This is a genomic window from Massilia sp. NBRC 108631 (assembly GCF_059704565.1).
Genome location: NZ_BAAKJE010000266.1, coordinates 1 through 15,251, shown reverse-complemented (window position 1 = coordinate 15,251; position 15,251 = coordinate 1). Strand labels below are relative to the sequence as shown.

The 15,251-nt window shown below is 64.4% G+C and carries 10 protein-coding genes and 1 pseudogene; 8 read left to right on the top strand and 3 right to left on the bottom strand.

Features of this window, described 5'->3' with window-relative positions; all coding sequences use genetic code 11:
- Positions 1-5 precede the first annotated feature (5 nt).
- Entirely contained in the window at positions 6-1,439 is a 1,434-nt protein-coding gene (locus tag AC6H42_RS29205) for an aldehyde dehydrogenase family protein (protein ID WP_057154047.1), read from the bottom strand.
- A 216-nt stretch (positions 1,440-1,655) separates the two neighbouring features.
- Here AC6H42_RS29205 and AC6H42_RS29200 point away from each other — a divergent pair, with 216 nt between their 5' ends.
- The 6 genes from AC6H42_RS29200 to AC6H42_RS29175 all read left to right on the top strand — a co-directional run bounded on the left by AC6H42_RS29200 (position 1,656) and on the right by AC6H42_RS29175 (position 8,557).
- The gene (locus AC6H42_RS29200; RefSeq protein ID WP_497549553.1) at positions 1,656-3,455 is read left to right on the top strand and encodes a DUF885 domain-containing protein; all 1,800 of its coding nucleotides are present in this window, start codon (positions 1,656-1,658) and stop codon (positions 3,453-3,455) included.
- A 137-nt stretch (positions 3,456-3,592) separates the two neighbouring features.
- The gene (locus AC6H42_RS29195; RefSeq protein ID WP_497549552.1) at positions 3,593-4,603 is read left to right on the top strand and encodes a GSCFA domain-containing protein; all 1,011 of its coding nucleotides are present in this window, start codon (positions 3,593-3,595) and stop codon (positions 4,601-4,603) included.
- Positions 4,604-4,613: 10 nt separating this feature from the next.
- On the top strand, positions 4,614-4,982 hold the full coding sequence (locus AC6H42_RS29190; protein ID WP_057154041.1) for an HAD-IIIC family phosphatase: 369 nt from the start codon (positions 4,614-4,616) through the stop codon (positions 4,980-4,982).
- Positions 4,979-6,559 carry a phosphotransferase gene (locus AC6H42_RS29185; RefSeq protein ID WP_497549551.1) on the top strand — a complete coding sequence of 527 codons (1,581 nt, stop codon included), beginning with the start codon at positions 4,979-4,981 and terminating at the stop codon, positions 6,557-6,559. The genes AC6H42_RS29190 and AC6H42_RS29185 overlap by 4 nt, the downstream gene beginning before the upstream one ends.
- The gene (locus tag AC6H42_RS29180) at positions 6,556-7,287 is read left to right on the top strand and encodes a glycosyltransferase family 2 protein (RefSeq protein WP_057154037.1); all 732 of its coding nucleotides are present in this window, start codon (positions 6,556-6,558) and stop codon (positions 7,285-7,287) included. The genes AC6H42_RS29185 and AC6H42_RS29180 overlap by 4 nt, the downstream gene beginning before the upstream one ends.
- Positions 7,277-8,557 carry a WavE lipopolysaccharide synthesis family protein gene (locus AC6H42_RS29175; protein ID WP_497549550.1) on the top strand — a complete coding sequence of 427 codons (1,281 nt, stop codon included), beginning with the start codon at positions 7,277-7,279 and terminating at the stop codon, positions 8,555-8,557. Before AC6H42_RS29180 ends, AC6H42_RS29175 begins: the two co-directional genes overlap by 11 nt.
- A gap of 12 nt (positions 8,558-8,569) precedes the next feature.
- Here AC6H42_RS29175 and AC6H42_RS29170 read toward each other — a convergent pair whose 3' ends face one another.
- Together AC6H42_RS29170 and uvrA are read right to left on the bottom strand one after the other, a co-directional pair.
- A complete protein-coding gene (locus AC6H42_RS29170) occupies positions 8,570-9,523 on the bottom strand; it encodes an AraC family transcriptional regulator (RefSeq protein WP_497549549.1) in 954 nt (317 codons plus the stop codon).
- Positions 9,524-9,529: 6 nt separating this feature from the next.
- The gene (gene uvrA, locus AC6H42_RS29165; protein WP_057154035.1) at positions 9,530-12,391 is read right to left on the bottom strand and encodes an excinuclease ABC subunit UvrA; all 2,862 of its coding nucleotides are present in this window, start codon (positions 12,389-12,391) and stop codon (positions 9,530-9,532) included.
- A gap of 222 nt (positions 12,392-12,613) precedes the next feature.
- On the opposite strand from uvrA, the gene ssb reads away from it, so the two are divergent.
- Positions 12,614-13,114 (top strand): single-stranded DNA-binding protein, encoded by a 501-nt coding sequence (gene ssb, locus AC6H42_RS29160; RefSeq protein ID WP_057154034.1) that lies wholly within the window; start codon positions 12,614-12,616, stop codon positions 13,112-13,114.
- Between the two features lie 794 nt (positions 13,115-13,908).
- Positions 13,909-15,251, top strand: a pseudogene (locus tag AC6H42_RS29155) (heme utilization protein); the annotation flags it as partial.

Here is a 15,251-nt window from a genome sequence, read left to right as displayed (position 1 = left end):
CATGGTCAGGCGTACTGCGCCGCCTCGCCCAGGATGGCTTTCGGTTCCAGGTAGGAGTCCAGCCCGTATGGGCCGAATTCGCGCCCGATGCCCGATTGCTTGAAGCCGCCGAACGGCGCAATCAGGTCGTCGTGCACACCGTTGATGTGCACCCGGCCCGCGACCAGCTGCGCCGCCACCCGGTTGGCGCGCGCCAGGTCGGTGGAGCTGACATAGGCTTGCAGGCCGTACGGCGTGTCGTTGGCCATGGCGATGGCCTGCTCCTCGGTGTCGTAGGCGAGGATGGACAGCACCGGGCCGAAGATCTCCTCGCGCGCAATCGTCATCTCCGGCGTCACGCCGGCGAACACGGTCGGCTTGACGAACCAGCCTTGTTCCAGGCCGGCGGGCCGGCCCGAACCGCCCGTGAGCAGCTCGGCGCCTTCTTCGATGCCGGTGCGGATATAGTGCTGCACCCGCTCCCACTGTTTGCGCGTGACCATCGGCCCCAGGCTCACGCCGGGATCGCGCGGATCGCCTACCACCACCGCTTCGGCGGCGGCGATGGCAAGCTGCCGCACCTGTTCCAGCCTGCTGGCGGGCACCAGCAGGCGCGAACCGGCGATGCAAGCCTGGCCGTTGTTCATATAGCAGGCCTGGATCGCCATCGGCACGGCTTTCTCGAAGTCGGCGTCGTCCAGCAGCAGGTTGGCGCTTTTGCCGCCCAGCTCCAGCGTTACGCGCTTCATGGTGTCGACTGCGGTGCGCGCGATGGTCTTGCCCACCAGCGTGGAGCCGGTAAAGGAAATCTTGTTGATGTCCGGGTGCGCGCTGAGCTCCGCGCCCACTACATCGCCGCGCCCGTTGACGATGTTGAACACGCCCGCCGGCAGGCCGGCTTGGTGCAGGCACTCGGCCAGGATCTGCGTTTGCCATGCGCTCAGTTCACTGGGCTTGACCACCAGCGTGCAGCCGGCGGCAATCGCCGTGGCCAGCTTGTTGGCCACGAACCATGCGCTCGAGTTCCATGGCGTGATGATGCCCACCACGCCGACCGGCTCCAGCACCACTTTGGATTTGCCCACGGTCTTGCTGAAAGCGTGTGCTTCCATCACCTGCTTCACGTCCAGGAACATCTTGGCCGTGTACTGCGAGCGGCCGATGCTGCCGGCGTACGGGCCGCCGTATTCCTCCATCAGGGCGGCGGCCGCCTCGCCGGCGCGCGCCAGTACCGCGTCGTGCAGGCGCTGCAAATACATGCCGCGCTGCGCGATGCTGCTGCGGGAGAAGGAGGGGAATGCCGCCTTGGCGGCGGCGATGGCGCGCCGCGCGTCCTCTACGTCGCCCAGGCGGACCTGTCCGGCCAGCTGGCCGGTGGTGGGGTTGACCAGGTCCGCCAGCTCGGTGCCGTGCGGGGTGGTGAATTCGCCGTTGATGTAAATCTGGTCGATGATGCGCATGCTGTTCGCTCCTTGGGAATAACGTACAGCCATTCTAGAAAGCCGCAGCGGCGCGGGGCAGTGCCATTCCTGCCGCATCCTTGCCCGATCCTGCACATCCGTGTATGCCGCGAATTTCGCAACCCATGCCTTTGTTTTAACGTTTCGTCACAATTGGTCCCCGCCGTGCGGCGCGCTCGCTTACAGTGCAGGCTCCCCCTTTTTTCGTATGCCACCATGACAAAAATGACCCGCTTCGGCGCCGCCAGCGCGCTGCTGTTTTCCCTTATCCTCGGCCCGGTGCATGCCCAGGCGCCGGACCTGGAGGCGCGCCGTGCCGCGCTCAATAGCCTGATCAAGGAGCAGTGGGAGTACACCATGCGCAACAGCCCCGAATGGGCGTCGCTGCTGGGCGACAAGCGCTACAACGACAAGTGGTCCGACTTTTCGCAGGCCGGCATTGAAGCCGACACCAGGGCCACGCTGGAATTCCTGAAGCGTTTCGAGGCCATCGACAGCAGCGGTTTCCCGCTGCAGGAGAAGCTGAATCATGAGTTGATGCTGCGCCAGTTGCGGGAGAGTGCCGAAGCGGCGCGCTTCAAGGACTGGCAAATGCCGCTGGCGCAGAACTCCGGCGTGCATATCGACCTGCCGCAAATCGTCTCCGCGCTGCCGTTCGAAACCGTGAAGGACTACGAGGATTACATCCAGCGACTGCACACGCTGCCGGCGCTGTTCGAGCAGACCCGCGCGCAGATGGAGAACGGCGTGCGCGACGGCCTGATGCCGCCCAAGTTCCTGATCCCGAAAATCGTCAAGCAGTGCGAAACCGTGGCCGCGATGAAGGCCGGCGCCTCGCCCTTCGCCGAACCGCTGAAGAAGTTCCCGAAAGACTTCTCGGCTGCCGACAAGGCGCGCCTGAGCAAGGAGATCCTGGCGGCGATCCAGAAGGACGTGGCGCCTTCCTACCGCAAGCTGGCCGCGTACGTCAAGACCCGGTACCAGCCGCACGGCCGAACCGAAGTGGGCATGTGGTCCTTGCCGGACGGCGCCGCGCGCTACAGTTTCAAGGCCAAATCGTCCACCACCACCGAGATGCCGCCGGAAGAAATCCATCAGCTGGGGCTGAAGGAAGTGGCCCGCATTGAAGCGCAGATGCTGGGCGTGGCGCAGCAATTGGGCTTCAAGGATCTGAAGAGCTTCAACAAGGCCCTGGCCGCCAACCCCAAGCTGCACCCGAAATCGCGCCAGGAGATCGTGGACCTGTACCAGAAATACACGGACCAGATGTACGCCCAACTGCCGCAGCAGTTCGGCATTCTGCCCAAGGGCAAGGTGGAAATCCGCCAGGTGGAGCAATTCCGCGAGAAGGGCGAGGCCGCCGCGTCGTATCTTCAGGGTTCGCCGGACGGCAAGCGCGCCGGCCGCGTGATGGTCAACACCGGCGACTTCGCCAAGCGCTCCATCATCGGCATCGAGACCACGGCGCTGCACGAAGGCGTACCGGGCCACCACATGCAGATCGCCATCGCGCAGGAAATCGAGGCGCTGCCCAGCTTCCGCCAGCAGGGCAATTACACGGCGTATGCCGAGGGCTGGGCGCTGTATTCGGAACGCCTGGGCCAGGAACTGGGCTTCTTCAAGGATCCCTACAGCTACTACGGCCACTTGCAGGACGAAATGCTGCGCGCGATCCGCCTGGTGGTCGACACCGGCCTGCACTACAAGAAGTGGAGCCGCCAGCAGGTGGTGGACTTCTTCCATGACCATTCCGGCATCGAGGAAGTGGACGTGCAAAGCGAGACCGACCGCTACATCGTGTGGCCGGGCCAGGCGCTGGGCTACAAGATCGGGCAGCTGAAAATCCTGGCGCTGCGCGACTACGCGAAGCGGGAACTGGGCGCCCGCTTCGACATCCGCAAGTTCCACGACCAGGTGCTGGGCGCGGGCGCCTTGCCGATGGACGTGCTGGAGTCGCACATCAAGCAATGGGTGAGCGGGGAGCAGCAAGCTGCCAAGGTGGCAAGCCAGCCTTGATGCGGCGTTGATACAGGTCCGGCCCGCAGCGCCTGCGCCGCCGGCCGGACCGGCCGTTTCTGCAACGATCAATTGATCTGGTGAAAATTCGTTGCTATGATCTGGATGACCCCTCCCCCCTCCCGATCAGGCACACCATGAAGATCATCCCCGGCCCGGATGCATACGGCAATTTATTCCACGGCGTGAAGCAGCGTACCTTTCGCTATCCGTCCAAGGGCGAGGCCGGCTATCTCGACGGCGTCCTGCTGCCGAAACTGAACCCGAAATTCACCATCGCGCCTGGCGAGAAGATCTTCACGATCGGCTCGTGCTTCGCGCGCGAAATCGAAAGCCGCCTGGTGCAGCGCGGTTTCGACGTGCCGGTCAGTAAGTTCATGAACCCTGAAATGTTGAACGAATATAATGCGGGCACCATCCTGCAGCGCATTGAAAGCGTGTTCGGCATGTTCACTTACGACGACGGCATGGGCATCGAGGAGACCGAGAAGGGCTGTGTCGACCTGTTCCTGCACATCGCGCAGGCGCCGGTGCCGCTGGACATCCTGCTGCTGCGGCGGCGCATGATCGCCGAGGTGTACCAGGAACTGCTGGCCTCTCACACCGTGGTGATCACCCTGGGCCTGACCGAAACCTGGTTCGACACCAGGTACCAGTGCTATGTGAACAAGGCTCCGAGCCGCATGACGGTAAACCGCGAGCCCGAGCGCTTCCAGTTCCACCGCATGGACGTCGAGGACGTGACGGCGCGCATCTCCAATGCGCTCAGCCTGATCAGCAAGCACTCGCAGAAGAAAATCGTCCTGACGGTAAGCCCGATCCCGATCGAGGCCACCTTCTCGCAGTCCAACGCCATCGTGGCCAACTCCTATTCCAAGGCCGTGCTGCGCGTGGTGGCCGAGAAGATGAGCAACGACTTCAGCAACGTCGATTACTTCCCCAGTTTCGAAATGGCCACCTCGGCCGGCACGCGCTACTACCAGGACGACAATGTGCACGTGACCACCGAGCTGGTCGACATCATCACCAGACACATGCTGGCCAACTACGTGCCGTCGCAGGCCAGCGCCCCGGCGGCGGAAGGCGCGGTGACCCTGAACTACATCGACGGTGAGGCGCACAACCGCCTGATCGGCACGGTGCTCTGATGGCTGCGGCATGAAACGCATCATTATCGACCTTGACGATACCTTGTGCACCACGGTGGAAGGGGACTACCGCAATTCCCAGCCGGTGCCGGAAGTGATCGAGCGCCTGCGCTGGTACCACGCGCAGGGTTTTGAAATCGCCATCAACACCAGCCGCAACATGCGCACCTACGCCGGTTCGCTGGGCAAGATCAACGCCAACACGCTGCCGCTGATTATCGACTGGCTGGCCCGCCACGAGGTGCCCTACGATGAAATCTACGTGGCCAAGCCGTGGTGCGGCCACGACGGCTTTTACGTGGACGACCGCGCCGTGCGGCCGGACGAATTCGCCAAGCTGGACTACGAACAGTTGCTGAAGCTGATAGGCAAAGCATGATACTGGTGACAGCGGCCGCGTACGTGGGCCAGGAATTGCAGAGCGGCTTCGGCCGCGTGCCGCCGTGCATGCTGCCAGTCGGCAACCGCCCGATCCTGGAACTGCAGATCGAGGTGTTGCGCAGCAAGTTTCCGGACGAACGGCTGGTGCTGTCGCTGCCGGCCAATTTCCAGTGCGCCGCCGGCCATGCGCTGACGTTCGCGCGGCACCGCATCGAGACCATCGCCGTCAAGGAAGGCCTGACGCTGGCCGATTCGGTGCTGTACGTGATCAACGCCATGGCCGACGACAGCGGCGTGCTGCGCATCCTGCACGGCGACACGCTGATCTTCGACCTGCCCGACGGCGATGACGTGATCGCCACCGGCCGCACCCAGACCGACTATCCGTGGGAAATCGAGGGCGCCAACGCGCGCGAGGAAATCGTCTGGAGCGGCTATTTCTCGTTCTCCAGCGCGCGCCAGCTGTCGCGCTGCCTGGCGCTGTCGGGCGGCAATTTCGCGGCGGCGCTGCACAACTACGACGCCGGCTGCAAGCTGGCGCGCGCCGAGGTGACGCGCTGGCTGGACGTGGGCCACATCAACACCTTCTTCGCCGCGCGCGAACAGATGACCACCGAGCGCAGCTTCAACAGCATCACCATCGCCGACGGCTGCGTGCGCAAGACCGGCGAGAACCAGCGCAAGATACGCGGCGAGATCAACTGGCTGCGCACCGTGCCGCGCATGATCAAGCTGCGCACGCCGCAGCTGGTGGAGGCGGGCGACGACGAGCACGGCCAGCCCTACTACATCACCGAATACATGCATCTGGTGCCGCTGAACGAGCTGTTCGTGCACAGCCGGCATTCCGTGATTTTCTGGAACAGCATTTACGGCCATTGTGAAAAATTCTTCGCCGAGTGCCGCCGCGCCTTCGAGGCCTTGCCGCCGGACGTGCGCGCCGCCGAAGCGGCGCGGGTACAGGTGGAAGCGCAGCAGCTGCGCGTGGCCAAGACCGCGCAGCGCCTGCAGGAATTCTCAAGGCAGCGCGGCTTCGCGCTGGACCGGTCCTGGCATATCAACGGCAGCGAGCGGCCCAGCCTGTGGGCGCTGTTCGAACTGGCCAGCGCGCGCGCCGCGCAGCAGCCCTGCGTGCCCGGCGTGCTGCACGGCGATTTCTGCTTCAGCAACATCCTGTACGACAGCCGCGCCAACGCCATCAAGGTGATCGACCCGCGCGGCGTCACGCACGACGGCGCCTTGTCGATCTACGGCGACCTGGCCTACGATATCGCCAAGCTGAGCCACTCGGTGCTGGGGCTGTACGACTACATCATGGCCGGCCTGTATTCGGTGGAAGAGCAGGGCGCCTACCGGCTGGCGTTCTCCCTGCGCATCGACCCCTGGCTGCAGCCATTGCAGCAAGCCTTTGCCGCCCAAGTGTTCCTGGGCGGGCAGGTCACGCTGCGCGCCTGCCTGCCGCAGGTGATCCTGCTGTTCCTGTCGATGCTGCCGCTGCACGCCGACGACGAGCGGCGCCAGCTGGCGCTGATGGCCAATGCCTACCGCCTGTACGACGAGATGGAGTCCGCATGATAGTTATTCCCATGGTGGGCAAAAGCTCGCGTTTCTTCCAGGCCGGCTACACCCGTCCAAAATATGAATTGATGGTGCATGGCCGCAGCGTGTTCGCGCACGCGGTGGCCTCGTTCGAAGCCTATTTCGACAGCGAGTTCTTCCTGTTCCTGGTGCGCGGCGACTTCGGCGCCGAAGCCTTCGTGCGGCAGGAGCTGGCCAGCCTGGGCGTGCGCCGCTTCGAGCTGGTGGTGTTCGAGCAGGAGACGGCGGGCCAGGCCGACACGGTCTACCAGGGCTTGCAGCGCATGCGGGGCGCCGGCAGCGGCGGCGCGCTGACCATTTTCAATATCGACACCTTCCGGCCCGGCTTCACCATGCCGGCGCTCGATTGCGACGGCTACCTGGAAGTGTTCGAGGGCGAGGGCGAGCACTGGTCCTTCGTGCGGCCCGGCGCGGACGGCCGGGTGCTGGAAACCACCGAGAAGGTGCGCATCTCCAACCTGTGCAGCGACGGCCTGTACCAGTTCCGCGAGCGCAGCCTGTTCGAGCAGGCCTTCCGCCACGCCGCCAGCAACGACCTGCGCGTGCGCGCCGAATTCTATATCGCGCCGCTTTACAACTACCTGATCGCCGCCGGACGCGACATCCGCTACGTCACCGTGGGGGCCGGCGAGATCGTCTTCTGCGGCACGCCGGACGAGTACCTGGCGGCCGTCAAACACGGAAACACCAGCCATGCAAATTGATCGCCAGCGCCCGGTCAGCGTCGTCTTCACGGGACAGCTGCGGGAAAAGGAGCTGTTCGAGAAAAACCTCGGCACCTTGTCCGCACTGCCTTGCGTGCAGGAGCTGATCCTGTCGACCTGGCACCGCGACGCGCTCGAAAACGCGGCCTACCTGAAACAGCTGGAGCAGAAATACGGCCTGAAAGTGGTCACCGCAACCGACCCGGCGCTGCCCTTCGACCGCTTCAACGGCTTCCGCCAGTCGGTCAGCCTGCGGCGCGGCCTGGAGGCGGTCGGCAAGGCGGACTACGTGTTCAAGACCCGTACCGACTGCTATATCGACGGCGCCGCGCTGGCTTACCTGGCGCAGAAGGACACGGCCATCACCGACCCGCAGGCGCTGGCCATGGGCATCTTCCGCGAGAAGGTGTCGGTGGTGAGCGCTTCGGTGCTGGCGCCGTTCTACATCGACGACAAGCTGGTGTTCGGCCACATCGCCGACATGTTCAAGCTGTGCAGCATGGAGTTCAGCGAATTCAAGTACCCGTCGTCGGCCAAGTTTGGCCACTACATCCGCTTCTACCCGGCCTTCATGCGGGACTTCCCGCAGTTCCTGCCCTTCATCCGGCATGAAATCCTGGTCACCAGCAGCAACGAGGACTTCCGCGTCGCCACGCTGCCCAAGCTGCTGTCCTGCCGCGAGGTGGCGCTGCCGCTGCTGGTGTACTACCGCATCATGAGCGCCTTCTTCTGCCTGGACTGGGACGGCCACGCGCCGTGGTTCCGCGGCGAGACCGCCGCCCACCTGGATCCCGCCGGCGAAGTGGGCACCAATGCCGACCTGCAGTGCGCCAGCAACGCCTTCTTCGCGCTGGCGGCGCAGGGCCACGTCGCCAACGTCCACCTGGCCGGCGCGCTGCGCGAGGCAGCCAGCATGGCGCGCGCCGTGGGCGACCCGCGCCACATCGGCAACGGCATGGACCTGACCGGCTTCTGGGGCCGGGCCCTGGACGAGGCCAAGGTTTTCCTGCAGTACGAGGACCAGGTGGCGGGCGCGCGCCAGCTGATGCGCGAGCGCGAAGTGCAGGAGGCGTTCAAGAACCTGACCCGCTTGCTGCCCTGCGATCCCAGCAACAAGCATGTGCGCTACCTGATTGCCCTGTGCTTCCACGCGGTGGGCGACAACGACGGCGCCCGCATCTACCTGCATTCCTGCCTGGAACTGGGGGATGGCTACGACACGCCGGCCGGCAAGCTGCTGGCCGAGATCGAAGGGCTGCCGGCGGCGTGAGCCGGCGCTGCGCTACACTTCCGGGCGCAGCTTCTTGATGTCCTGCATCGGCGGCGCGCCGAACAGGCGCCGGTACTCGCGGCTGAACTGGGACGGGCTCTCGTAGCCCACCTGGTAGGCCGCCGTGGCGGCATCGGTATCGCCGTTGAGCAGCAGGGCGCGCGCCTGCTGCAGGCGCAGCTGCTTCTGGTACTGCATCGGCCCCATGGCGGTCACCGCCTTGAAGCGGTGGTGCAGGGTGGACACGCTCATATGGGTGGCCTGCGCCAGTTCCTCCACCAGCACCGGCTGGTTGTAGCGCTCCTTCAGCCACGCGATGGCCTTGCTGATGCCGCGGTCCTGCTGGTCCAGCACCACGTTCTGATACAGCTGGCGGCCGTGCGCGCCGGTCAGCAGGCGGTAGATGATTTCCCGCTTCAGGCCCACCGCCAGGAAGGCCGCTTCCCGCGGCGGCGCCTCGCCTTGGTGCGCTGCGTCGAGCAGCTCCAGCAGCCGGCACAAGGCTTCCTGCAACGCCGCATCGCACGCGCCGACAAAGGCGCCGCGCACCGGCTGGGCGCCGTCGTTCAGGTCCAGGCGCGCCTCCAGCACCACGGCGGCCAGTTCCGCCGGGTCGATCTCGATATTCAGCAACAGATAGGGCTGCTCCGGCGTGGCGCTGAGCACATGGCCGGCGGCCGGCAGGTCCACCGACACGGCCAAGTACTGGCCGGGCCCGTAGTCCAGCACATCGGTGGCCAGGTGCACGCGTTTGCGCCCTTGCAGGATCACGCAGCACGAGGGTTTGAGCACGCCGCGCGTGACGGGCGTGGGCTGCGATGAGCGCAGCAGCGACAGGAAGGGCACGGCGGTTTCCCGCCTGCCGTCGTGCGGCAGCAGCCGTCCGACGACGGCGGCCATGCGCGCCAGCCGGTCCGGCCGGGCCGGCAACCCAGCGGCGCTGCCGGGCGCTGCGTCCGCGTTCATGGCGTGTTACTTCTTTTTCGCCGGCTTGAGCAGCGGGATCAGGTATTTGCCCGTCACGCTGGCCGGGTTGGCCGCCACATCTTCCGGCGAACCGGCGGCGATGATCTGGCCGCCGCCGGCGCCGCCTTCCGGCCCCAAGTCCACGATCCAGTCGGCCGTCTTGATCACGTCCAGGTTGTGCTCGATGATGGCCAGCGTGTTGCCCTGGTCGCGCAGGCGGTGGATCACCTTCAGCAGCAGGTCGATATCGTGGAAGTGCAGGCCGGTGGTCGGCTCGTCCAGGATATACAGCGTGCGGCCGGTGTCGCGCTTGGACAGCTCCAGCGACAGCTTGACGCGCTGCGCCTCGCCGCCGGACAGCGTGGTGGCGCTCTGGCCCAGCTTGATGTAGCCCAGGCCCACGTCCAGCAGGGTGTGCAGCTTGCGCGCGATGACCGGCACCGGCTTGAAGAACTCGTGCGCGTCCTCCACCGTCATGTCCAGCACCTCGGTGATGTTCTTGCCCTTGTAGTGCACTTCCAGGGTTTCGCGGTTGTAGCGCTTGCCGTGGCAGACATCGCACGGCACGTACACGTCCGGCAGGAAGTGCATTTCCACCTTGATCACGCCGTCGCCCTGGCAGGCTTCGCAGCGGCCGCCCTTGACGTTGAACGAGAAGCGCCCGGCGCTGTAGCCGCGCTCCTTGGCGGTGGGCACGGTGGCGAACAGGTCGCGGATCGGCGTGAACAGGCCGGTGTAGGTGGCCGGGTTCGAGCGCGGCGTGCGGCCGATCGGCGCCTGGTCCACCGCGATCACCTTGTCGAAGTGTTCCAGGCCGCTGATGGTGTCGTGCGGCGACGGCTCGGTCTGCGAGCCGTACAGGTGGCGCGACAGGGCAGGGTAGAGCGTGTCGTTGATCAGCGAGGACTTGCCCGAGCCGGACACGCCGGTGATGCAGGTCATCAGGCCGACCGGCAGCTGCAGGGTGACGTTCTTCAGGTTGTTGCCGGTGGCGCCGGTGATCACCAGCTGGCGCTCCTCGTCGAACTGGTGGCGCTTCTTCGGCACTTCGATCTTCTTGGCGCCGCTCAGGTACTGCGAGGTCAGCGAGTCCTTGTTCTTCAGGATGTCCTTCAGCGAGCCGGAGGCGATCACGTCGCCGCCATGCACGCCGGCGCCCTTGCCCATGTCGACGATGTAGTCGGCGGTGCGGATCGCGTCCTCGTCGTGCTCCACCACCAGTACGCTGTTGCCGATGTCGCGCAGGTGCTTCAGGGTGTCGATCAGGCGGTCGTTGTCGCGCTGGTGCAGGCCGATGGACGGCTCGTCCAGCACGTACATCACGCCGGTCAGGCCGGAGCCGATCTGCGAGGCCAGGCGGATGCGCTGCGCTTCGCCGCCGGACAGGGTGTCGGCGCTGCGGTCCAGCGATAGGTAGTCCAGGCCCACGTTGTTCAAGAACTTCAGGCGCGAGATGATCTCCTTGACCACGCGGTCGGCGATCTCGCGCTTGGCGCCGGTCAGCTTCAGCGTTTCGAAGTAGTCCAGCGCGTCGCGCAGCGGCTTGCGCGACAGTTCGAAGATGGCGCGCTGCTGCTTGCCGCTGCCCACCTTCACGTAGCGCGCTTCGGTGCGCAGGCGCGCCCCGGCGCAGGACGGGCATTCCTTCTCGTTGATGAACTTGGCCAGTTCCTCTTTCACCGCCATCGAATCGGTTTCGCGGTAGCGGCGCGACAGGTTGTTCACCACGCCTTCGAAAGTGTGTTCCTTGACCACGGTGCGGCCGCGTTCGTTTATATAGGCGAACGGGATGGCCTGCTTGCCGGAGCCGTGCAGCACCGCTTCCTGCGCCGGCTTGGGCAGCTGCTCGAACGGCGTGTCCAGGTCGAACCCGTAGTAGGCCGCCAGCGCGGTCAGCATCTGGAAGTAGAACTGGTTGCGGCGGTCCCAGCCTTTCACGGCACCGGAGGCCAGCGACAGGTTGGGGAAGGCCACGATGCGCCTGGGGTCGAAGAACTCGATATGGCCCAGGCCATCGCACTCGGGGCAGGCGCCCATCGGGTTGTTGAACGAGAACAGGCGCGGTTCCAGTTCCTGCAGCGAGTAGCCGCATTCGGTGCAGGCAAACTTGTTGGAATAGACATGCTCCTGCGCGGTGTCCATTTCATAGGCCACGGCGCGGCCGTCGGCCAGGCGCAGCGCGGTCTCGAAGCTCTCGGCCAGGCGCTGCTTGATCTCCGGCGTCACCTTCACGCGGTCGATCACCACGTCGATGGTGTGCTTTTCGGTCTTCTTCAGCTTGGGCAGGTCGTCCACTTCATAGATTTTTGCGTCATGCGTACCGCTTTGCACCCGGAACCTGACGAAACCCTGGGCCTGCATCTGCTCGAACAGGTCCACGTGCTCGCCCTTGCGGTTGGCCACCACCGGCGCCAGTATCATCAGCTTGGTGCCCTCGGGCATGGCCAGCACCGCGTCCACCATTTGCGACACGGTCTGCGCGGCCAGCGCGTGGGTCGGGTGGTTGATGCAGTACGGCGTGCCGACCCGCGCGAACAGCAGGCGCAGGTAATCGTGGATCTCGGTCACGGTGCCGACCGTGGAGCGCGGGTTGTGCGAGGTGGCTTTCTGCTCGATGGAGATGGCCGGCGACAGCCCTTCGATCAAGTCCACGTCCGGCTTTTCCATCAGTTGCAGGAACTGGCGCGCGTAGGCCGACAGCGATTCCACATAGCGGCGCTGGCCCTCGGCGTACAGCGTGTCGAACGCCAGCGAGGACTTGCCGGAGCCGGACAGGCCGGTAATCACGATCAGCTTGTTGCGCGGCAGATCGAGGTTGATGTTCTTGAGGTTGTGCGTACGTGCGCCGCGTATGCGGATCTGTTCCATTGTCTGAGCCTTGGGTAAAGGAGCGAGCGGGTGAACCCGGTACTATAGCCGGGTTTGATCCGCGCCGCCTTGCGCGGTTTGACAAGCATCAAGGCGGGGGGATCGATACTGTATATAATACCAGTATTCTTAAAAATGGGCAGCGCCTTGCCTTCGCTTATAATCGTCGTTTAGTAAAATGTCAGCCCGCCGTGCGCGGCCGCAGTCCAACAGGAGTTACACATGGCATCAGTCAACAAAGTCATCATCGTCGGCAATCTGGGCCGCGATCCGGAAATTCGCTACATGCCTAGCGGTGATGCGATCGCCAACATTGCCGTCGCGACCTCGTACAAGTCGAAGGACCGCAACACCGGCGAGCAAAAAGAGCAAACCGAGTGGCACCGTATTTCCTTCTTCGGCCGCCTGGCTGAAATCGTCGGCCAGTACCTGAAAAAAGGTTCCTCGGTCTACGTCGAAGGCCGCCTGCAGACCCGCAAGTACACCGACAAGGACGGCGTCGAGAAATACGCCACCGACATCATCGCCGAGCAGATGCAAATGCTGGGCGGCCGCCAGGGCATGGGCGGCGACGCCGGCATGGACGACGGCGGCAGCTACGACGCCCCGGCCCCGCGCCAGGCGCCCGCGCCGCGTCCGGCCCCTGCGCCAGCCCCGGCCCCGCGCCCGGCGCCGCGTCCGGCGCCGAACTTCTCGGACATGGACGACGACATCCCGTTCTAAAGCCTGCCGGCTGCCGGAAAAAACGAAAAACCCCCGCAACGCTTCGGCGTTGCGGGGGTTTTCTTTTGCGTGGACGCGTTGCTGCCGGTTACGAAATTCGGGCTGCGCAGCAGCGCCGGAAAGGGCAGGAATAGCATGTCAAAACGTTCATAAGACATTGAAATTACGTGACTTTTATCATTCGGTCAGCATTTTTGTGCCCACAAACAACACTCGCCGCCAAGCGGGTCCGCAGCGCTTCCGTTGCACCATGTGATATGCGCCCGGTTTACCCCGGTGCTCTCCCCATGAGAGCGCTACACAAGCCCATAACATGCTGTCTACAAGCAATTTTAACCTTGCCTTTTAAACACATGAAATGCGTTTGAGATAGCGAAAATAAGTGCGGCAGGGAAATTAATTGCGATATACTTGCTGCTAAGAATCTGTTTTTCAAGCCCTGCCGCTGACAAGCAAGCGAGTAAGTTGTCAGTTTGCAAACGTCCCTGTGGTTTTGGTCTTGCCCCGCAAAGTTTACTTAACGAAACTCCGTTTAAGGTCGCTTTGCACATAAGCCTGCTGAAATTGTCTGCTCAAAAATGGGGCGCAACTCAGCCGGCAAGCACTAAAGGTTTCGCCTAATGTTGACGTTAAGAATGAAAACATGGGCACTTGCCGCAAGGCTGGTAGGGCGCGAGGCGCTTGGTATCGGCTGGTAGTAAGAGTACTAAATTAACTTTGGCTGCCCCCGCCGTACTGGTCACGGTGCTGCTTTCATAAATTTTTGCTGTCTGTAGTTCCAAGGAGAATGGAAAATGTCATCCAACATCGGTCTTTTGACGTCGTCGCAGATCCGCGCCCTGTCGACTGAATATATTGCGGGGCTGACCACGGAAGACGTACGGGCGTTGACGTCCGACCAAGTCTCTTGGCTCACCACGCAGCAAATCTCGGTGTTGACGACGGCGAATATTGCAGTCGCGCTGACCACCAACCAGATTCCTTCGCTGACCACGGCGCAGGCAGCCGCGCTGGGTTCCGCGCAACTGGCGGCCATGACCACCGCCAACCTGGCCGTGCTCGAAACGGCCGACGTGGCCGCGCTGCGCTCCACTTCCATTGCCGCCTTGTCGACCAGCCAGTTCGCTGGCCTGACCTCGAACCAGGTCGGCGCCCTGACCACCCGGCAGCTCGGCGCCCTCAGCACCAACGTGATTGCCAATGGCCTGACCACTTCGCAAGTGGTGGGCCTGACCAGCGCCCAGGTGGGCGGCCTGAGTTCCGCGCAAGTCGCTGCCTTCACCACGGCCAACCTGGCCGCCATGGAAACGGCCGACTTCGTTGCCCTGAAGACCAACGCCATCGCCGGCTTGACCACCAGCCAGTTCGCCGGCTTGACCACCAACCAGGTCGCCGCGCTGACCAGCGCCCAGCTGGGCGCCCTGAGCACCAATGTGATCGCCAACGGCCTGACCACTGCGCAAGTGGTGGCCCTGAGCACCAGCCAGGCTGCCGGCCTGAGCTCGCGCCAGATCGGCGCCTTGTCGACCGCCAACCTGGCCGCCATGGAAACCGTGGACCTGGCCGCGCTGTCGACCGCCACCATTGCTTCGCTGGGTTCGGCCCAGATCGCCGCGCTGACCTCGGCGCAAGTTATCGGCCTGAGCACGGCCCAGGCCGGCGCGCTGACCTCGGCCCAGCTGGCCGCCATGGAAACGGTCGACCTGGCCGCCATGGAGACGGTGGACTTCGTTGCCCTGAAAACCAATGCCATCGCCGGCCTGAGCACCAGCCAGTTCGCCGGCCTGACCACCAACCAGGTTGCCGCGCTGACCAGCGCCCAGATGGGTGCGCTGAGCACCAACGTGATCGCCAACGGCCTGACCACCGCGCAGATCGTCGCCCTGAGCACCAGCCAGGCCGCCGGCCTGAGCTCGCGCCAGATCGCCGCGCTGTCGACCGCCAACCTGGCCGCCATGGAAACGGTGGACTTCGCCGCCCTGAAGACCGCCACCATCGCCGCGCTGACCTCGGCACAGATCGCCGGCCTGACCTCGGCGCAAGTGATCGCGCTGACCACGCTGCAAGCCGCGTCGCTGACCTCGGCACAAGTGGCCGCCATGGAAACGGTGGACCTGGCCGCCATGGAAACGGTGGA

Coding starts and splice junctions, on each gene's coding strand:
- AC6H42_RS29185 (WP_497549551.1), top strand. CDS start 4,979: ATGATACTGGTGACAGCGGCCGCGTACGTGGGCCAGGAATTGCAGAGC.
- AC6H42_RS29170 (WP_497549549.1), bottom strand. CDS start 9,523: ATGAACGCGGACGCAGCGCCCGGCAGCGCCGCTGGGTTGCCGGCCCGG.
- AC6H42_RS29200 (WP_497549553.1), top strand. CDS start 1,656: ATGACAAAAATGACCCGCTTCGGCGCCGCCAGCGCGCTGCTGTTTTCC.
- AC6H42_RS29205 (WP_057154047.1), bottom strand. CDS start 1,439: ATGCGCATCATCGACCAGATTTACATCAACGGCGAATTCACCACCCCG.
- AC6H42_RS29180 (WP_057154037.1), top strand. CDS start 6,556: ATGATAGTTATTCCCATGGTGGGCAAAAGCTCGCGTTTCTTCCAGGCC.
- AC6H42_RS29195 (WP_497549552.1), top strand. CDS start 3,593: ATGAAGATCATCCCCGGCCCGGATGCATACGGCAATTTATTCCACGGC.
- AC6H42_RS29175 (WP_497549550.1), top strand. CDS start 7,277: ATGCAAATTGATCGCCAGCGCCCGGTCAGCGTCGTCTTCACGGGACAG.
- ssb (WP_057154034.1), top strand. CDS start 12,614: ATGGCATCAGTCAACAAAGTCATCATCGTCGGCAATCTGGGCCGCGAT.
- AC6H42_RS29190 (WP_057154041.1), top strand. CDS start 4,614: ATGAAACGCATCATTATCGACCTTGACGATACCTTGTGCACCACGGTG.
- uvrA (WP_057154035.1), bottom strand. CDS start 12,391: ATGGAACAGATCCGCATACGCGGCGCACGTACGCACAACCTCAAGAAC.